General features: G+C 69.7%; 13 protein-coding genes. 4 read left to right on the top strand and 9 right to left on the bottom strand.

The window, feature by feature from the left end:
• Positions 1-200 precede the first annotated feature (200 nt).
• The 3 genes from AV521_RS18375 (at position 201) to AV521_RS18365 (ending at position 3,721) form a co-directional block, all read left to right on the top strand.
• The gene (locus AV521_RS18375; protein WP_218639354.1) at positions 201-1,301 is read left to right on the top strand and encodes a family 2 encapsulin nanocompartment cargo protein terpene cyclase; all 1,101 of its coding nucleotides are present in this window, start codon (positions 201-203) and stop codon (positions 1,299-1,301) included.
• 52 nt (positions 1,302-1,353) lie between these two features.
• The gene (locus tag AV521_RS18370; protein WP_256725592.1) at positions 1,354-2,229 is read left to right on the top strand and encodes a geranyl diphosphate 2-C-methyltransferase; all 876 of its coding nucleotides are present in this window, start codon (positions 1,354-1,356) and stop codon (positions 2,227-2,229) included.
• Between the two features lie 121 nt (positions 2,230-2,350).
• On the top strand, positions 2,351-3,721 hold the full coding sequence (locus AV521_RS18365) for an NAD(P)/FAD-dependent oxidoreductase (protein ID WP_179023193.1): 1,371 nt from the start codon (positions 2,351-2,353) through the stop codon (positions 3,719-3,721).
• On the opposite strand, the gene AV521_RS49305 is transcribed toward AV521_RS18365, so the two are convergent.
• From AV521_RS49305 to AV521_RS18320, 9 genes are all read right to left on the bottom strand, one after another.
• Complete coding sequence (locus AV521_RS49305; protein ID WP_076089536.1) at positions 3,702-3,992, bottom strand: hypothetical protein; 291 nt, start codon at positions 3,990-3,992, stop codon at positions 3,702-3,704. The two genes, AV521_RS18365 and AV521_RS49305, sit on opposite strands and share 20 nt — an antisense overlap.
• Positions 3,993-4,113: 121 nt before the next feature.
• Positions 4,114-5,793 carry a histidinol-phosphate transaminase gene (locus AV521_RS18355; protein WP_076089535.1) on the bottom strand — a complete coding sequence of 560 codons (1,680 nt, stop codon included), beginning with the start codon at positions 5,791-5,793 and terminating at the stop codon, positions 4,114-4,116.
• Between the two features lie 102 nt (positions 5,794-5,895).
• Positions 5,896-7,068 carry an aldose epimerase family protein gene (locus AV521_RS18350; protein WP_076089534.1) on the bottom strand — a complete coding sequence of 391 codons (1,173 nt, stop codon included), beginning with the start codon at positions 7,066-7,068 and terminating at the stop codon, positions 5,896-5,898.
• 25 nt (positions 7,069-7,093) lie between these two features.
• Positions 7,094-8,338, bottom strand: coding sequence for a multiple monosaccharide ABC transporter permease (gene mmsB, locus AV521_RS18345; RefSeq protein WP_076089533.1), 1,245 nt, complete (start codon positions 8,336-8,338; stop codon positions 7,094-7,096).
• A complete protein-coding gene (gene mmsA, locus AV521_RS18340) occupies positions 8,335-9,912 on the bottom strand; it encodes a multiple monosaccharide ABC transporter ATP-binding protein (RefSeq protein ID WP_076089532.1) in 1,578 nt (525 codons plus the stop codon). The genes mmsB and mmsA overlap by 4 nt, the downstream gene beginning before the upstream one ends.
• 55 nt (positions 9,913-9,967) lie before the next feature.
• Positions 9,968-11,077 (bottom strand): multiple monosaccharide ABC transporter substrate-binding protein, encoded by a 1,110-nt coding sequence (gene chvE, locus AV521_RS18335; protein WP_076089531.1) that lies wholly within the window; start codon positions 11,075-11,077, stop codon positions 9,968-9,970.
• Between the two features lie 35 nt (positions 11,078-11,112).
• Entirely contained in the window at positions 11,113-12,081 is a 969-nt protein-coding gene (locus AV521_RS18330; protein WP_076089530.1) for a hypothetical protein, read from the bottom strand.
• A 133-nt stretch (positions 12,082-12,214) separates the two neighbouring features.
• A complete protein-coding gene (locus tag AV521_RS18325) occupies positions 12,215-13,219 on the bottom strand; it encodes a zinc-binding dehydrogenase (RefSeq protein WP_076089529.1) in 1,005 nt (334 codons plus the stop codon).
• Positions 13,216-14,379: a mandelate racemase/muconate lactonizing enzyme family protein gene (locus AV521_RS18320; protein ID WP_076089528.1), complete on the bottom strand. Its 1,164-nt coding sequence runs from the start codon at positions 14,377-14,379 to the stop codon at positions 13,216-13,218. The genes AV521_RS18325 and AV521_RS18320 overlap by 4 nt, the downstream gene beginning before the upstream one ends.
• Before the next feature lie 339 nt (positions 14,380-14,718).
• Here AV521_RS18320 and AV521_RS18315 point away from each other — a divergent pair, with 339 nt between their 5' ends.
• Positions 14,719-16,008, top strand: coding sequence for a hypothetical protein (locus tag AV521_RS18315; RefSeq protein WP_256725591.1), 1,290 nt, complete (start codon positions 14,719-14,721; stop codon positions 16,006-16,008).
• The last annotated feature ends 60 nt before the right edge of the window (positions 16,009-16,068 follow it).

The following is a 16,068-nucleotide window of genomic DNA, read 5'->3' as shown; positions in this document are numbered from 1 at the left end:
ACTCGGCGGCAGCTCTCGGCCGCACCGGGCTGGGTGCGTCGGTGGCCGGGGAGGTTGTGGATCCGTTGGAGGCGGGGCAGTCGGCGGCGGACGTGGCTCTGTCTCGGGTCGGGCTGTGGTCAGGGCCTACTGGGCCGGGTGTGTCGGTGGCCGGGGAGGTTGTGGATCCGTCGGCGGCTGCGGCTCCGTCCCCGGTCAGGTTGCCGTCAGGGCCCACCGGGCCGGGCAGCTCGGCGGTAGCTCTCGGCCGCACCGGCCGTGGCGCATCGGCGGCGCCCCTGCGCACCACCGTCGCCGAGCCCCGCCGGCAGGCGTCGGCGTCGGCGTCGGCGGTGTTCGATCCCGGGCCCCGGCTGTACTGCCCGCCCGCCGTGCGGGACGACCCCGCCCTCGGTCAGGTCGTCACCGAGCGTCTTGTGGAGTGGGCCGAGGAGATGGGGATCTACCCGGGCCAGCTGGACAAGATCCGCCGGGCCGACTTCGGCCGGCTGATGATGCTGGCCCACCCCGAGTCCGACGATCCGGACCGGCTGCTGGCGGCGGCCAAGTGTGCGCTGTCGGAATGGGCCGTGGACGACCACTACGTGGACGGCGAGACCGAGGAGGCCCGGCCCGAGCAACTCGGCCAGCGGCTTGCCATCGCCCACTCGGTGATCGACCAGGCGAACCTCCCGCTCGGCTACGCCTCCCAGCTGGAGGAGGTCGTCCGGGCGGACCCGGTCGCGCGGGCCCTTCGGGACAGCCTGCGCAATCTGCACTCGTACGCGACCACCTCACAGGTGCGTCGGCTCCGCCACGAGCTGGGCATCATGTTCGTCGCCTACGGCCAGGAGGGCTACTGGCAAGCCGCCGGCCACCGCCCGCCGGTGTGGGAGTACCTGATGCACCGGCACGAGAACAGCTTCATCCCGTGCATGGTGCTCGTCGACGCGATCGCCGGTTACGAGATCCCGTACGGCGAGTTCTCCGATCTGCGCGTACGGCGCGCGTTCACCCTGGCGGGCACCGCCAGCGTGATCGTCAACGACCTCTACTCCATGGCCAAGGAGGACCCGGCGGACTTCAGCCTGCCCCGGCTGATCGCCACCGAGGACGGCTGCTCGCCGGAAGAGGCCGTCGACCGCACCGTCGACATCCACAACGAGCTGATGCTCACCTTCGAGGCCGAGGCGGCCGCGCTCGCCCAGACCGGCTCCCCGGAACTACGCCGCTTCCTGGCCAGTACCTGGGCCTGGGTCGGCGGCAGCCGCGAATGGCACGCCACCAGCGGCCGTTACCACACCGCCGCGAACGCCGCCTGACCCCGCGCGCGTCCCCCGCGCATCCCCCACCCCTGAGTAAGGAACCACCCCCATGTCCAAGATCTCCACCCAGATGGAAAGCATCGCCATGCGCGATGTCCTGCGCACCGACTACCAGAAGTCGGTCGCGGAGTACTGGAACAAGGAGAAGGACCCGGTCAACATCAAGCTCGGCGAGGTCGACGGCCTCTACCACCACCACTACGGCCTCGGCGAATGGGACCCCTCGGTCCTCGCCGGCCCGCCCGAGACCCGCGACCAGCGCATCATCGAGGAGATGCACCGCCTGGAGTCGGCACAGGCCGAGGTGCTCCTCGACCACCTCGGCGACATCACCCCGGACGACCGGCTGCTGGACGCCGGTTCCGGTCGCGGTGGCACCAGCTTCATGGCCAACGCCCGCTTCGGCTGCCACGTGGACGGCGTCAGCATCTCCGAGCAGCAGATCGACTTCGCCAACGAGCAGGCACGGCAGCGCGGCGTGACCGACAAGGTCCGCTTCCACTTCCGCAACATGCTCGACACCCGTCTGGAGACCGGATCCCGCCGGGCGATCTGGACCAACGAGACCACGATGTACGTCGACCTGTTCGAACTATTCGCCGAGTTCTCGCGCCTGCTGGAGTACGGCGGACGCTATGTCTGCATCACCGGCTGCTCCAACGACGTCACCGGTATGCGCTCCAAGGCCGTCAGCCGGATCGACGAGCACTACACCTGCAACATCCACCCGCGCAGCGAGTACTTCAGGGCTCTCGCCGCGAACAACCTCGTGCCGATGCAGGTGGTGGACCTGACCCCGGACACGATCCCCTACTGGGAGCTGCGCGCCAAGTCCTCGGTGGCCACCGGCATCGAGGACCCGTTCCTCACCGCCTACAAGGAGGGCAGCTTCCACTACCTGCTCATCGCGGCCGACCGGATCTGACGTTACGGCGTGCGGGCCCATGGACACATGATCGTGGGCCTGCACGCGCTCCCCGGGTGCTTCCCGAGCCCCGTACCGGGGCTCTCGGTGGTGCCGTTGACTTTGTTGGATGGGAGACGACATGAGAACAGATCGCCCTTGGGCCAAGGCCGTTGTCGTCGGCGGCAGCTATGCGGGCCTGGTGACCGCACGCGTACTGGCCGACTTCTTCCGCGAGGTCATCCTGGTGGAACGGGATGCCGTGGACGAGGACACCGGAGTCCATCCGGGCGCCCCGCAGGGCTACCACGCGCACGCGATGCTCGCCAGGGGCGGGCAGATCCTGGAGCGGCTGTTCCCTGGACTGCGCGACGAGTTGCGCGCGGCGGGAGCGCCGGTGTTCGACTACGGAGAGGGCATCGACTTCCTGCTGCCCGTCGGACTCGCGCCACGGCGGCGCACGGGCGTGCGCATCCAGACCTTCACGCGTGACGAACTGGAACGCCGCCTGCGCCGCAAGGTGCTCGCGCTTCCCCAGGTCACACTGGTGCCGTCCACCCAGTGCATGGGCCTGACCCGGGACTCCTCGGGCCGGGTGACCGGCGTGACATGCCGGTCGCAGCACACGGACGCCTCTGACCCCGTGGCCGCGGAGCCCTTCGAGCTGGTCGCCGATCTGGTCGTCGACGCCTCCGGACGGACCAGCTCCCTGACCGACTGGCTGGGCGCGACGGGGATCACGGTGCCGCCCAAACGGACCGTGAAGGCGAAGGTCACCTACACGTCGATGAACTTCGACCGGCCGCACGCGAGTCAGCCCGGCCACCCGGACTACTACGTCGCCTACCAGATGCTGTTCGCCCCCAGCGTGCCCCGGGCCGGAGTCCTGCTCGCCGTGGAGCGCAACCGCTGGACCTGCTCGCTGTTCGGGTTCCAGGACCAGCCGCCGACCGACGACGAGGGATATCTGGCGTTCGCCGAGAGCCTGCAGAACCCGCGCCTCGCCGAGCAGATCGGCCGGCGCACCGCCCAGGAGCCCACCCGGCGCTACACCAACGCCGACAACCAGTGGCGGCTCTACCACACCGTCAAGGACTGGCCGGACCGCCTGATCGCCGTCGGCGACGCCGTCTGCGTCTTCAATCCCGTCTACGGCCAGGGTCTGACGGTGGCGGCGATGGAGGCGGAGCTGCTGCAGGGCATGCTGAAGCGGCACAGCGCTTCCGGGCGGCTGGACGGCCTCGCCAGGGGTTTCCAGAAGAAGGTGGGCCGTCTGGTACTGAGCCCATGGACGCTGTCCACCAACTCGGACCTGATGTGGACCCCGGACGGCCAGCCGATCGCCGCGCGCTTCGCCCACTGGTACAACACGCGTCTGTTCCACGTGGCGGTGAAGGACGCCGGGGTCTGGGCGAGGTTCGTACGCGTGGTCAACATGGTGACCTCACCGGCCGCCCTGTTCCACCCCTTGGTGGCCCTGAAGGTCCTGACGGTCACACGCCCGCGTACGTGACGTGGGGCCGGGCAGCGGACTCGCACAACTCGCCTGTGAGACAGGCGAGTTGTTGCGAGGGCTGTTGACTCGTCCCCGCCGCGCTCCTGCTCGCCCTCGCCCCGAGCGGCGCGTCCGCGTACCCCAACCCGGGCACGTCCACCGACCGTATCGCCTTCACCGCCGGATCCGACGCCTTCACCGTCAAGCCGGGCTGGTGGGCGTCGTACGCGACCGAGGCCTGGGCGCCGGACATCTCGTACCACGGCGGCAAGTACCTGATGAACGACACCGACGGCGACCTGATCGTCCACCACTACTACGACGCCAACGACAACGGCACCCCGGAGCCGGGCGTCAACCTGCTGAACCGGTCGACGGGTTGGCCGGTGGCGTACCAGCGGCGAGACCCGCTAGCCCGCCTGGTCCATCCCCGCCGCGTTCGGCCAGCTCTGGGCGTTCGGCCAGCCCGTGGCCGGGGCCGGGGACAGGCCTGTGGCGGGGACCGGGGTCGCGGGCGCGGTCATACCGCGCACCTGGGCCGCCGTCATGCCGCCGCGTGCCGGGACGCCGGGGGGAGTGGGGGCGAACGCGGCGGCCGGGGCCGGCACCGGTACCGGCATCGGGGCGGGTACGGGGGTGGGTGCGGGCAGGGGCGTGGGCGTCGGCAGGGGAGCCGGGACCGGCTGGGGGACCGGCACCGGCGCCATCGGCTGCTGTACCGGGGCCGGCTGGGGCGCCGCAGGCAGGGGCTGGGCTGCCGCCGGCATCGGCATCCCGGCGCCGGGTGGGGGTACGGCGGCGGGGAGCGGCATGCCGGTGCCGGCGGCCGGAGCGGGAGCGGCGGTCATGGCCTCGGCCTGTGCGGCCAGGCCCGGTACGCCGCCTCCGTTGGTCTGGCTCATCAGCCGGTCCACCGCCGCCGTACCCGAGCTGTAGCTGGTCCCGGTGCCCAGCTCGGGTACGGCGGCTCCCCTCCTGGACCCGTAGAGCACCTGTTCCAGGCCGGACACCAGGCGACGCACGTCGACCTGGGGGCGCACCACGAGTCTCAGGAAGCGGCTGGAGGAACCGATCTTGTTGCCGCACTCGCGGACCAGGATCCGGTGCTCGGTGAGCATCCGGTCCCGGACCACCGTGCCCTCGGCCCCGACGGGCAGCCGTACGAAGAGGAAGTTCCCCTGGGAGGGGTAGACGGTGAGCCCGGGGAGTGCGGAGAGGTGGCTGGTCATCTCCAGGCGGTCACGGCGGATCTGCTGGAGGCTCTGTGCGTACTCCGCGCCGTGGTCGCGCAGCATGAACACCACGTGTTCGGCGAAGGAGTTGAGGTTCCACTTCGGGAGCATCGAGCGGACCCTGCCCGCGAGCGCCGGGTTCGCCACCAGGTAGCCGAAGCGGATGCCGTGCAGGCCGAAGTTCTTGCCGAGGCTGCGCAGGACGATGACGTTCGGGCGGAGCATGGCCTCCTGGACGACGCTCGGGTCGACCTCCGCGTCGGCGAACTCCAGGAAGGACTCGTCCACGATCACCAGGTCCAGGTCCGCCATCGCGTCCATGAACTGCACCACCGACTGCTTGCGCAGATAGCCGCCGTCGGGATTGTTCGGGTTGCAGAGCACCGCCACGCGGGTGCCGCGCCGCCGGATGAACTCGGCGTACTGGGCGAGGTCCAGGGCGAATCCGCTCGCCTCCTGGAGCGGGAACATGTCGACCCGCTTGCCCGTCTCCATCGGCTGGTCGGTCCAGCGGCCGAAGGTGGGGACCGGCACCGCCAGGGACTCGCGGACCAGCAGGTGGTCGATCCAGGTGATCAGTTCGGTGGACCCGTTGCCCATCGCCACGCACTGCGGCGGCAGCTGGAGCAGGGAGCACAGCTCACCGGTGACGGTGTCGGCGCTGCTCGGGTAGTACGTGAGGATCTCGCACAGCCGGGCCGACAGTTCGTCGTACATGGCCGGGGTGGGGAAGTACGGATTGCACGGGACGCAGAAGTCCACCGGGCCGGCCCCGTCTCCGCCCTCTCGCGCCAGCGCCGCCATCGAGGGGCTGTGCGCGTCGGTGCCGCGGAACAACGAGGTGACGTTGCCGGCCAAAGGGGACCTCCGTTCAGGGTGGCCCGTGCGGGGGAGCACGGGCCGCCCTTCAGTACGGAGACGCGAGTGGTCCCGTTCAACTCAGGAGAAACAGAAGTGGGTTCACGCCTCGAACCGGTGGATCGTGGTCGTCCGGTATGTCTGGCCCGGCCGCAGCACGGTGGAGGGGAACGACGGCTCGTTCGGCGAGTCCGGGAAGTGCTGGGTCTCCAGAGCCAGTCCGTCGCCCTGCCGGTAGGTGTGGCCGGACGGCCCGACGAGGGTGCCGTCGAGGAAGTTGCCCGAGTAGAACTGCACCCCCGGCTGGTCGGTGAAGATCTTCAGGGTGCGGCAGGAGCCGGGGTCGCGCAGCGTCACCACGTGCTCGGGCCCCGCGGTCACGCCCTTGTCGAGCACGAAGTTGTGGTCGTAGCCCTTGGCCGTGACCAGCTGCGGGTGTCCGGTGCGGATGTCCCGGCCGATCGGCTTGCGGTGGGTGAAGTCGAAGGGGGTGCCCTTGACCTTCGCCAGCTCACCCGTGGGGATCAGACCCGAGTCGGTCGGGGTGAACCGCCCTGCGGCCAGCCAGAGTTCGTGGTCGTAGATGCTGCCGCTGCCCTCGCCCGCGAGGTTGTAGTACGTGTGGTTGGTGAGATTGACGACCGTCGGCTTGTCGGTGGTGGCCTCGTAGTCGATGCGCCAGTCGCCGTGCCGGGTGAGGGTGAAGGTCACCTTCGTCCGCAGCGTGCCGGGGTAGCCCATCTCGCCGTCGACGCTCGTGTAGTACAGGTGCAGTCCGACGTCGGAGCCGGAGGTGAACGGCTCGATGTCCCACACCTTGGTGTTGAAGCCCTGCTTGCCGCCGTGCAGGCTGTTCACGCCGTCGTTGACGGACAGCTGGTACTTCTTGCCGTCGAGTGTGAACTGCCCCTTGGCGATGCGGTTTCCGTATCGGCCGATGGTGGCGCCGAAGAACGTGGTCCCTGCGACATACGCGGCGAGGTTGTCGTAGCCCAGCGAGACGTTCGCGTACCGGCCGTGCCGGTCCGGTATCTCCAGGGACTGGATGATGCCGCCGTAGGAGAGGACTTTCATCCGCGTGCCGCCGTTCTCCAGCGACCAGCGGTACACCTTCGTGCCGTCGGCGAGCGTGCCGAAGTACTCCTTCACCGGCTTCCTTCCCGAGGCGGCCCGGGCGCCCGGCGCGGCGGCGGCCGATGTCGCCGTGCCGAGCGTGGTGGCGGCCAGGCCGGCGGCCGCGGCTCCCGCGATGACCGTGCGTCTGTTCAGTTCCATGCGTACGGCTCCCTTGTCTGGACCCTCACGAACCGGACTTGCGCTTGTTCCACACGTCGAACCCGACCGCCGCCAACAGGGCGAGGCCCTTGATGACCTGCTGCCAGTCGGTGCCGACGCTGAGGAGGTTCATGCCGTTGTTGAGCACGCCGAGGACGAGACCGCCGATGATGGCGCCGAGGACGGTGCCGACACCGCCGCTCATGGAGGCACCACCGATGAACGAGGAGGCGATGGCCTCCAGTTCGAATCCGTCGCCCGCCTTCGGCGATGCCGCGTTCAGGCGGGCGGCGACCACCAGACCCGCCAGGGCCGCGAGCACGCCCATGTTCAGGAACACCTGGAAGGTGATGCGCCTGTCCTTGACCCCGGACAGCTTGGCCGCCGGCAGATTGCCGCCGATGGCGTAGATGTGACGGCCGAAGACCGAGTTGCGCATGACGTAGCCGTAGCCGTACACCAGGACGCCGAGGATGATCAGGACGATCGGCGCGCCGTCGTAGCTGGCCAGCAGCATCGTGAGGACGAGGATCGCGGCGACCAGGGCGACGAGCTTGAGCAGGAACAGCTTCACGGGCACCACGTCGAGGGAGAACTCCCGCTGACGGCGCCGGTCGCGTACCTCCTGCCACACCACGGCGGCGATCAGCACGATGCCGAGGACCAGGGTGAGGTTGTGGTAGTTGGTGTTCGGGCCGACCTCGGGCAGGAAGCCGTTGCCCAGCTTCTGCAGGCCGTCCGGGAACGGGCCCAGGGTCTGGCCCTTGAGCAGGATCTCGGTGAGGCCGCGGAAGAGCAGCATGCCCGCCAGGGTGACGATGAACGACGGTATCCCGAGATACGCGATCAGGAAGCCCTGCACGGCGCCCGCCACCGCACCCACCAGCAGGCACAGCACCAGGGCGACGGGCCACGCCATGCCGTGCTGCACCGTCAGCACGGCCGCGAACGCGCCCACGAACGCCGTGATCGAGCCGACCGACAGGTCGATGTGCCCGGCGATGATCACCAGCATCATGCCGATCGCGAGGATCAGGATGTAGCTGTTCTGCAGCACCAGGTTGGAGACGTTGCGCGGCAGCAGCAGATCGCCACTGGTCCAGAACTGGAAGAGGACGACGATCAGCCCGAGCGCGATCAGCATGCCGTACTGGCGCATGTTGCGGCGCAGGCCGCCGAGCACCAGCTGCAACAGGCCCTCGCCGGCGGCCGATCCGCCCTTGCCCGGGGGCGCGGCCGCCGGGCTCTTGTCGGTGACGTCCGTGCTCATCGCGTTACCTCTTCGTCCTTTGCGTTGTCCGTCGGCGCCTTGTCTTTCGTCATATGGCGCATCAGCACTTCCTGCGTGGCCTCGGCCCGCGACACCTCACCGGTCAGCCGTCCGGCGGCCATCGTGTAGATGCGGTCGCACATGCCGAGCAGCTCCGGCAGCTCGGAGGAGATGAAGACGACCGCCTTGCCCTGGGCGGCCAGCTGGTCGATGACCGTGTAGATCTCGTACTTGGCGCCCACGTCGATGCCGCGCGTGGGCTCGTCCAGGATCAGCACGTCCGGACCAGCGAAGATCCACTTGCTGAGGACGACCTTCTGCTGGTTGCCGCCGGACAGCTTGCCCACCGGCTCGAAGACCGTCGGCGCCTTGATGTTCATCGACGTACGGAAGCCCTCGGAGACCTGCCGCTCCGCCTGCTCGTCCACCACGCCCCGCCTCGCGACCTTCTTCAGCGCGGTCAGCGAGATGTTCCGGTTGATGGTGTCGATGAGGTTCAGGCCGTAGTGCTTGCGGTCCTCGGTGACGTACGCGATGCCGTGCTCCACCGCCTCGGCGACGGACTTCGTACGGATCTCCGTGCCGTCCTTGAGGACCGTGCCGCCCGCGTACTTGCCATAGGTGCGGCCGAAGACGCTCATCGCGAGTTCGGTGCGGCCGGCGCCCATCAGGCCCGCGATGCCGACGATCTCGCCCCGGCGGACGCTGATCGACACATCGTCAACTACCTTGCGCTGCTGGTCGATGGGGTGGTGGACGGTCCAGTTGCGGATCTCCAGCGCGGGGGCCGTGCCCGCCTCCGGCTCGTGCGGGGTGCGCTCGGGGAAGCGGTGGTCGAGGTCGCGGCCCACCATGCCGCTGATGATCCGGTCCTCGGTGGTCTCCGGCGCCTTCACGTCGAGCGTCTCGATCGACTGCCCGTCGCGGATGATCGTCACCGAGTCGGCGACCCGGCGGATCTCGTTGAGTTTGTGCGAGATGATGATCGAGGTGATGCCCTGGTTCTTCAGCTCCAGGATCAGGTCGAGGAGTTTGCCGCTGTCCTCGTCGTTCAGGGCCGCCGTCGGCTCGTCGAGGATGAGCAGCTTCACCCTCTTCGACAGGGCCTTGGCGATCTCCACGAGCTGCTGCTTGCCCACGCCGATGTCGGCGACGCGGGTTTCCGGGTGCTCGTCGAGGCCTACCCGGCGCAGCAGTTCGGTGCCGTGCCTGAGGGTGTCGTTCCAGTTGATGAAGCCGCGCGTGGCGTGTTCGTTGCCGAGGAAGATGTTCTCCGCGATGGAGAGGAACGGCACCAGCGCCAGCTCCTGGTGGATGATGACGATGCCGCGCTGCTCGCTCGCCCGGATGTCCTTGAACTGGCAGACCTCTCCCTCGAAGAGGATCTCGCCTTCGTAACTGCCGTGCGGATGGACGCCGGAGAGCACCTTCATCAGCGTGGACTTTCCGGCGCCGTTCTCCCCGCAGATGGCGTGGACCTCGCCCTGGCGGACGGTCAGTGTGACGTCCGACAGCGCTTTGACACCGGGAAAGGTCTTGACGATCGAGCGCATTTCCAGGACGGGTCCCGCCATGGTCGTGCCTTCCAATCAATGTGGGGTCAGTTCGGCCCAGGGCAGATGGGCGGGATCACTTGAGCTGGGACTCGGTGTAGTAACCGCCCTTGACCAGGACGTCCTCGTAGTTGGTCTTGTCCACGCTCACCGGCTGGAGCAGGTAGGCGGGGACGACCTTGGCGCCGTTGGTGTAGGTCTTGGTGTCGTTGACCTGCGGCTGCTTGCCGTGGAGGGCGTCGTCGACCATGGTCGAGGCGACCGTGGCCAGCTTGCGGGTGTCCTTGTAGACGGTCTGCGTCTGCTGGCCGGCGATGATCGACTTCACCGAGGCGAGTTCGGCGTCCTGGCCGGTGATGACGGGCAGCGGGTTGCTGCCCGAGCCGTAGCCGTCCGACTTCAGCGCGGACAGGATGCCGATGGAGATGCCGTCGTACGGCGAGAGCACCGCGTCGACCCGGCCGCTCTTGTAGGCGGAGGTGAGGATGTCCTCCATGCGGTGCTGGGCGGTGGTGCCGTCCCAGCGCAGGGTGGTGACCTGGTTGAGCTTGGTCTGGCCGGACCTGACCACCAGCTGCTTCTTGTCGATGTACGGCTGGAGCACCTTCATGGCGCCGTCGAAGAAGTACTGGGTGTTGTTGTCGTCGTTCGACCCGGCGAACAGCTCGATGTTGAACGGGCCCTTCTTGCCGCTGTCCAGACCGAGCTTGTGCACGATGTAGGTGCCCTGGAGGGTGCCGACCTTCTCGTTGTCGAACGAGGCGTAGTAGTCGACGTTCTTCGTCCCGAGGATCAGCCGGTCGTAGGCGATGACCGGGATGTTGGCCTGGTGGGCCTCCTGGAGGACGTTGTTCAGGGACTTGTTGTCGATGGCCGCGACGATCAGGCCCTTGACGCCCTGGGTGATCAGGTTCTCGATCTGCGAGACCTGGGTGCTCGGGTCGTCCTCGCCGTAGACCAGCTTGGTCTTGTAGCCCTGCGCCTGGAGGTCCTTGACGACGTTGTTGCCGTCGTTGATCCAGCGCTCGGAGGACTTGGTCGGCATCGCGATGCCGATGGTGGCGCCCTTGACGTCGCCGGTCTTCTCCTTGCTGCCGCCCGAGCCGCTCTGACCGCAGGCGGTCAGGGTGAGGGCGAGCGAGGCGGCTCCGGCTATCGCGGCGAGTGCGGCTCTGCGGTTGCGCATGGTGATACGTCCTTGTTCTTCTCGGCGTTGAGAGGTCACTCGGTGATGGGGAAGCGGTTCAGCGGTCCGGGCAGCCGCGAGCCGAGCGGCGCCATGTCGCCGTCCGCGCCGTGCCGGGCGAGCAGGTCCAGGGCGAGCCGGCCGCGCCGCACCCGCTCCCGGGCGGTGTCCAGGGTCACGTCCCGCAGATGGGTGCCCCACGGGTAGATACCGGGCGCCTTGGACAGACCGAACTTCAGATACAGCGGGGCGCCGCGCCGGATCAGCTCGGCGACCTCGTACATCCGCACATAGCCGCCGAGATCGTCGGGGGCCTCGATGTACATGTCCATGGGAGCCGCCGAAACCCGGCGGATCTCGGTGAGGTGATCCAGCGTCAGATCGCTGGGCACGTTGACCGAGTCGGCGCCGAGCCGTTCGAAGACGGCGTACGACGCCGGGTTGACGGGGCCGATGAGCGCCGAGACCTTCAGTGTGGTGTCGGCCGGGATGATGCCGTTCTCCCGCGCCCGGTGCAGCGTCCACAGCACGCCCTCGTCGGCGACCAGCAGACACCTGACGCCCAACTCGGTGGCCCGTACGGCGTCTTCGACGCACCCGGCGACGGCGTCGTGGCCCCGTGCGCGCAGTCCGGCCCCCCGCGAGTCGGAGCGCACCGAGCCGCCGATGTCCCAGGTGCCGCGCGGGCCGGTGAACAGGCAGAGTTCGATGTCGCGTGCGCCCGTCGCCTCTACCATCTCGGTGATCTCGGCGTCGGTGAGCATCCACACGCCGCTGCCCTGGCTGATCCGGTGGATCGGCACATCGAGGCGCGAGGCCTCCTTCAGGACGACCGCCAGCGCTTCGGGACCCTCGCACGAGGGGATCTCGGTGCGCCAGCGTCCGCCGCCCGGGAAGCCGTGCGGGGAGGCGTCGACGGGGTCGAGGGCGGGCGCGGCCAGGCCGAGAGCGGCGAGCGCCTGCTCGCCGGGCCTGCGGGCTGCCGGAGCGGAAGCGTCGGTCACAAGCTGTCCTTCGTGTTCGGTATTTCGGACAAGGTTCGCGGCTCTGGGTGCGAAAAAGCGCGGGAGGTGCGCCGGAGAGCTCTGGGGTACGCCGGCCGGGGCGCCGTCAGGTCACGCCCCGGCCGGCGTACGGCTACGGGCGGAGCAGCACCTTGCCCACCTTCGGATCACCGGCCCCCACCAGCTCGATGGCCTGCGGGAACTCGGTCAGCGGCAGCTCGTGCGTGACCAGCGGCAGCGGGTCCAGCAGCCCGGCGCCGAACACCCGCACGGTGTGCGCCCAGGCGGCCGGCGGAGCCCCGAAGACGGTGTGCACCTCCAGCTGTCGTACGACGAGATCGGTCGGGTCGAGCCCGTCCGCGCCCGGCGCCGGGATACCGGTGAGGACCAGGCGTCCGCCGCGCCTGAGCAGGGAGGCGGCGGTGCGCGCGGCGGACGCGGACCCGGCGGTCTCGATCACGACGTCGAAGTCGTCCGGGAGGGTCTGGTCCTTGAGCCGGAAGTCGCTCGCCCCGAACCGCCGGGACAGCGCCTCCCGGTCGCCCCGGGTGCCCACGACGAGCAGCTCCGCCGGTGAGACGGCCTTCAGGAACTGCGCGGCGAACATCCCGAGTGTGCCCGTGCCGACCACCGCGACCCGCTCGCCCGGCAGGGCGTTCGCCTTGAGCGCCGCGGCCGCGATACAGGCGGCCGGCTCCAGCAGGGCGGCGGCGGTGAGGTCGGCGTCGTCCGGCAGGACGTGCAGCAGCCGGGCCGGCAGCGTGAGCGTGCCGGCCATGGCACCCGGCTGGGTGAACCCGGTCTCCTCGTACCCGGCCGTGCACAGCGTGGTCTCGCCCGCGTGACAGCGGTCGCACACCTGGCAGTTGCGGAAGCCCTCGCCGACCACCTTGCGGCCGACGAGGGACGCCGGGACACCCGGGCCCACCTGTGCGACCGTTCCCGACCACTCGTGGCCCGGCGTCAGCGGATAACGGACGTACCCCTCGGGCCGGTTGCCCTGGTACACCTCGCGGTCGCTGCCGCAGATGCCGACCGCGTGCACGGCCACCAGCGCCTCGCCCGGGCCGGGCTCGCGGGGCGTGTGCCCGGCGAGCCGGTGCCGGCCCGGGGCCTCGACGACGACGGCGCCGCTCACTTGGTCTCCTTGGGCTTGCGCTGCTCCCAGCCCTCGGCCCACAGGTCGAACCGGGCCTGCTGCTGCGGGAACTCGGCGGCCGCGTCGACGTCCAGCTCGACCCCGAGTCCGGGCGCGTGGGACAGATGGAAGCACCCGTCCTCCGGGTCGACCTGCGGCGCGCCCTTCACCACCTTCTTGATCTCCGCGTCCGCGAAGTCGTTGAAGTGCTCCAGGATCTTGAAGTTCGGTGTGGTGAAGCCGACTTGGAGGGAGGCTGCGGTGAGCACGGGCCCGCCGACGTTGTGCGGGGCGACCAGCATGTAGTGCGTCTCGGCGGTGGCGGCGAGCTTCCGGGTCTCCCAGATGCCGCCGATGTGCCCGACATCGGGCTGGAGGATGTCCGCGGCCTGGCTGTCGAACAGCTCGCGGAACTCGATCCGGTCGTGGATCCGCTCACCCGTGGCCACCGGGATGTCCACCTTGGCGGCCACCTTCTCCAGCGCCTTCAGGTTCTCCGGCGGGACCGGCTCCTCCAGCCAGGCGGGCTTGAAGGGCGCCATCTCCTTCGCCAGCCGGACGGCGGTGGCGGGGGAGAAGCGGCCGTGCATCTCCAGCATCAGCTCGGCGTCCGGGCCGATCGCGTCCCGTACGGCCTCGATGAGCGAGACGGCGTACAGGGTCTCCTTGTGGTCGAGTTCGAAGTGCCCGGTGCCGAACGGGTCGATCTTCAGCGCCCGGTATCCGCGCTCCACAACCCCCTGCGCGGCCTTGTGATAGGCCTCCGGCGTTCGCTCGGTCGTGTACCACCCGTTGGCGTACGCCTTGACCCTGTCCGTCACCTTGCCGCCGAGCAACTGCCACACCGGCACGCCCAGCGCCTTGCCCTTGATGTCCCAGCAGGCCATCTCGACGACCGCGATACCGGACATGACGATCTCACCGGCCCGGCCGTAGTCGCCGTACTTCATCCGGCGGACGAGATCCTCGACGGCGAACGGGTCGGAACCCAGAATGTGATGGGGCTCGGCCTCCCGCAAATACCCGATCAGCGCGTCGGTGTGACCGAGCATCCGGGTCTCGCCGACTCCCGTGAGCCCCTCGTCGGTGTGCACCTGGACATAGGTCAGGTTGCGCCACGGTGTGCCGACCACGTGTGTGCTGATTCCGGTGATGCGCACGGTGGTTGCCCCTCAGCTGTTCGAGATTTCGTCACACGTTCGAAATGCTGGCGTGACAGTAAGGACGGGGCGGTCGGGGTGTCAATGGGTCGAACAGGTAACGGTTTCGACAAGCCTTTCGAGAATAATTTCGCTGCTCTACGAAACCTTCACAGAGGTGCCTAGGAACCTGACCCATGGGGAATCTAGTCTTCCGGCGTCATGGACTACTGTCACCCGTGCCAACGGCACCTCAATGGCGCCCTGACCTGCCCCGGGTGCGGGACTCCGGCGCGCTCCGCCGCGGAAGCGCCGGTCGCGCACGCCTACGCGGGCACGGGTGAGGCACCGGGCCACGGCATGCCCCAGGGGTACCCGCCTCAGGCGTACGACACCCACGGCTATCGCATTCCCCAGCAGCACGCGCGCAGCGAGACCACGGAAGAGCGCTACGAGCCCACCGAGACCGCGGACGATCAGTACGGGTCGGCCGGGGCCGAGGGAGAGCGGTACGGGTCGGCCGGGGCCGGGGAAGAGCGGTACGGGTCGGCCGGGAGCGTGGACGATCAGTACGGGTCGGCCGGGGCCGAGGGAGAGCGGTACGGGTCCGCCGGGGCCGGGGAAGAGCAGTACGGGTCGGCCGGGAGCGCGGGAGAGCGGTACGGGTCCACCGGGGCCGCAGGAGCACAGTACGGGTCGGCCGACGCCGCAGGAGCACAGTACGGGTCCGCCGGGAGCGCGGGAGAGCGGTACGGGTCGGCCGGGGCCGGGGGAGCACAGTACGGGTCGGCCGAGGCCGCGGGAGCACAGTACGGGTCGGCCGAGGCCGCGGGAAAGCACTACGCGCCGGTCGAGGCCGCGGACGATCAGTACGCGTCGGCCGGGGCCGCGGGAGGGCGGTACGGGTCCGCCGGGACCGGGGAAGAGCAGTACGGGTCGGTCGGGAGCGGGGGAGCGCAGTACGGGTCGGCCGAGGCCGCGGGAGAGCGGTACGCGTCGGCCGGGGCCGCGGGGGAGGAAGCGGAGCCGCACGGTGACCCGGAATCCGCGGCTGGGTCCGCGGGTGATCCCGAGCCGGGTGGCCGCGCGGCCCGGCGCAGGGGGCGTGGCGCCGTCACCGTCGGCCCCGCCGACGCCGACGCCAGCCGCCGCGACCGCAAGGCCGCCGCGCACCGGCGCAGGCGCCGTCGTACCGTCGTGCTCACCGCGGGCTTCATACTGGCCGCGAGCGGCCTCAGCCTCGCCGAACTCGGCACGGACGCACCCTTCTCGCCCTTCTCCAGCGGACAGCCGGGCACATCGGGGGGCACCGCGGCCGACGGCGCCGCGTCCTCCGCGTCTCCCGGTGCGACGGCCGACCCGGCCTCCGACGCCTCCGGCGCGAACCTGGGCGCCTCCGTCTCCCCGGACGCCTCGGCCTCCGCCGCCAAGTCCCCGAAGGACAAGCACGCCAAGTCGCCCGCCGCCAAGGACACCGGCACCACGCGGCAGGCCGCAACGACGGGCTCCGGCACCGCCTCCAAGGCCCCGGTGACCCCGCCCACGTCCCGTCCGGCCCCCACCCCGTCCAGCGCCCCGACGACATCCGCTCCGGCCCCGACGCCCTCTCCCACGAAGACCTGCACCCGGTTCCTCTGGTGGTGCGCCTGAGCCCTGCCGTGCGCCGTCCGCGCGCCACCCCGCGCCATCCGCCATCCGGGGCAGCGATGA

The organism is Streptomyces sp. IMTB 2501 (assembly GCF_001953885.1).
GTDB lineage: Bacteria > Actinomycetota > Actinomycetes > Streptomycetales > Streptomycetaceae > Streptomyces.
The sequence above is the reverse complement of the archived record's forward strand: the minus strand, read 5'-3'. Positions and strand labels throughout refer to the sequence as shown.

Excerpts from the sequence above, each read along its gene's own strand:
- AV521_RS18370 (WP_256725592.1), top strand. The coding sequence starts at position 1,354 with ATGTCCAAGATCTCCACCCAGATGGAAAGCATCGCCATGCGCGATGTC.
- AV521_RS18365 (WP_179023193.1), top strand. The coding sequence starts at position 2,351 with ATGAGAACAGATCGCCCTTGGGCCAAGGCCGTTGTCGTCGGCGGCAGC.
- AV521_RS18350 (WP_076089534.1), bottom strand. The coding sequence starts at position 7,068 with ATGGAACTGAACAGACGCACGGTCATCGCGGGAGCCGCGGCCGCCGGC.
- mmsB (WP_076089533.1), bottom strand. The coding sequence starts at position 8,338 with ATGAGCACGGACGTCACCGACAAGAGCCCGGCGGCCGCGCCCCCGGGC.
- mmsA (WP_076089532.1), bottom strand. The coding sequence starts at position 9,912 with ATGGCGGGACCCGTCCTGGAAATGCGCTCGATCGTCAAGACCTTTCCC.
- chvE (WP_076089531.1), bottom strand. The coding sequence starts at position 11,077 with ATGCGCAACCGCAGAGCCGCACTCGCCGCGATAGCCGGAGCCGCCTCG.
- AV521_RS18315 (WP_256725591.1), top strand. The coding sequence starts at position 14,719 with ATGCCCCAGGGGTACCCGCCTCAGGCGTACGACACCCACGGCTATCGC.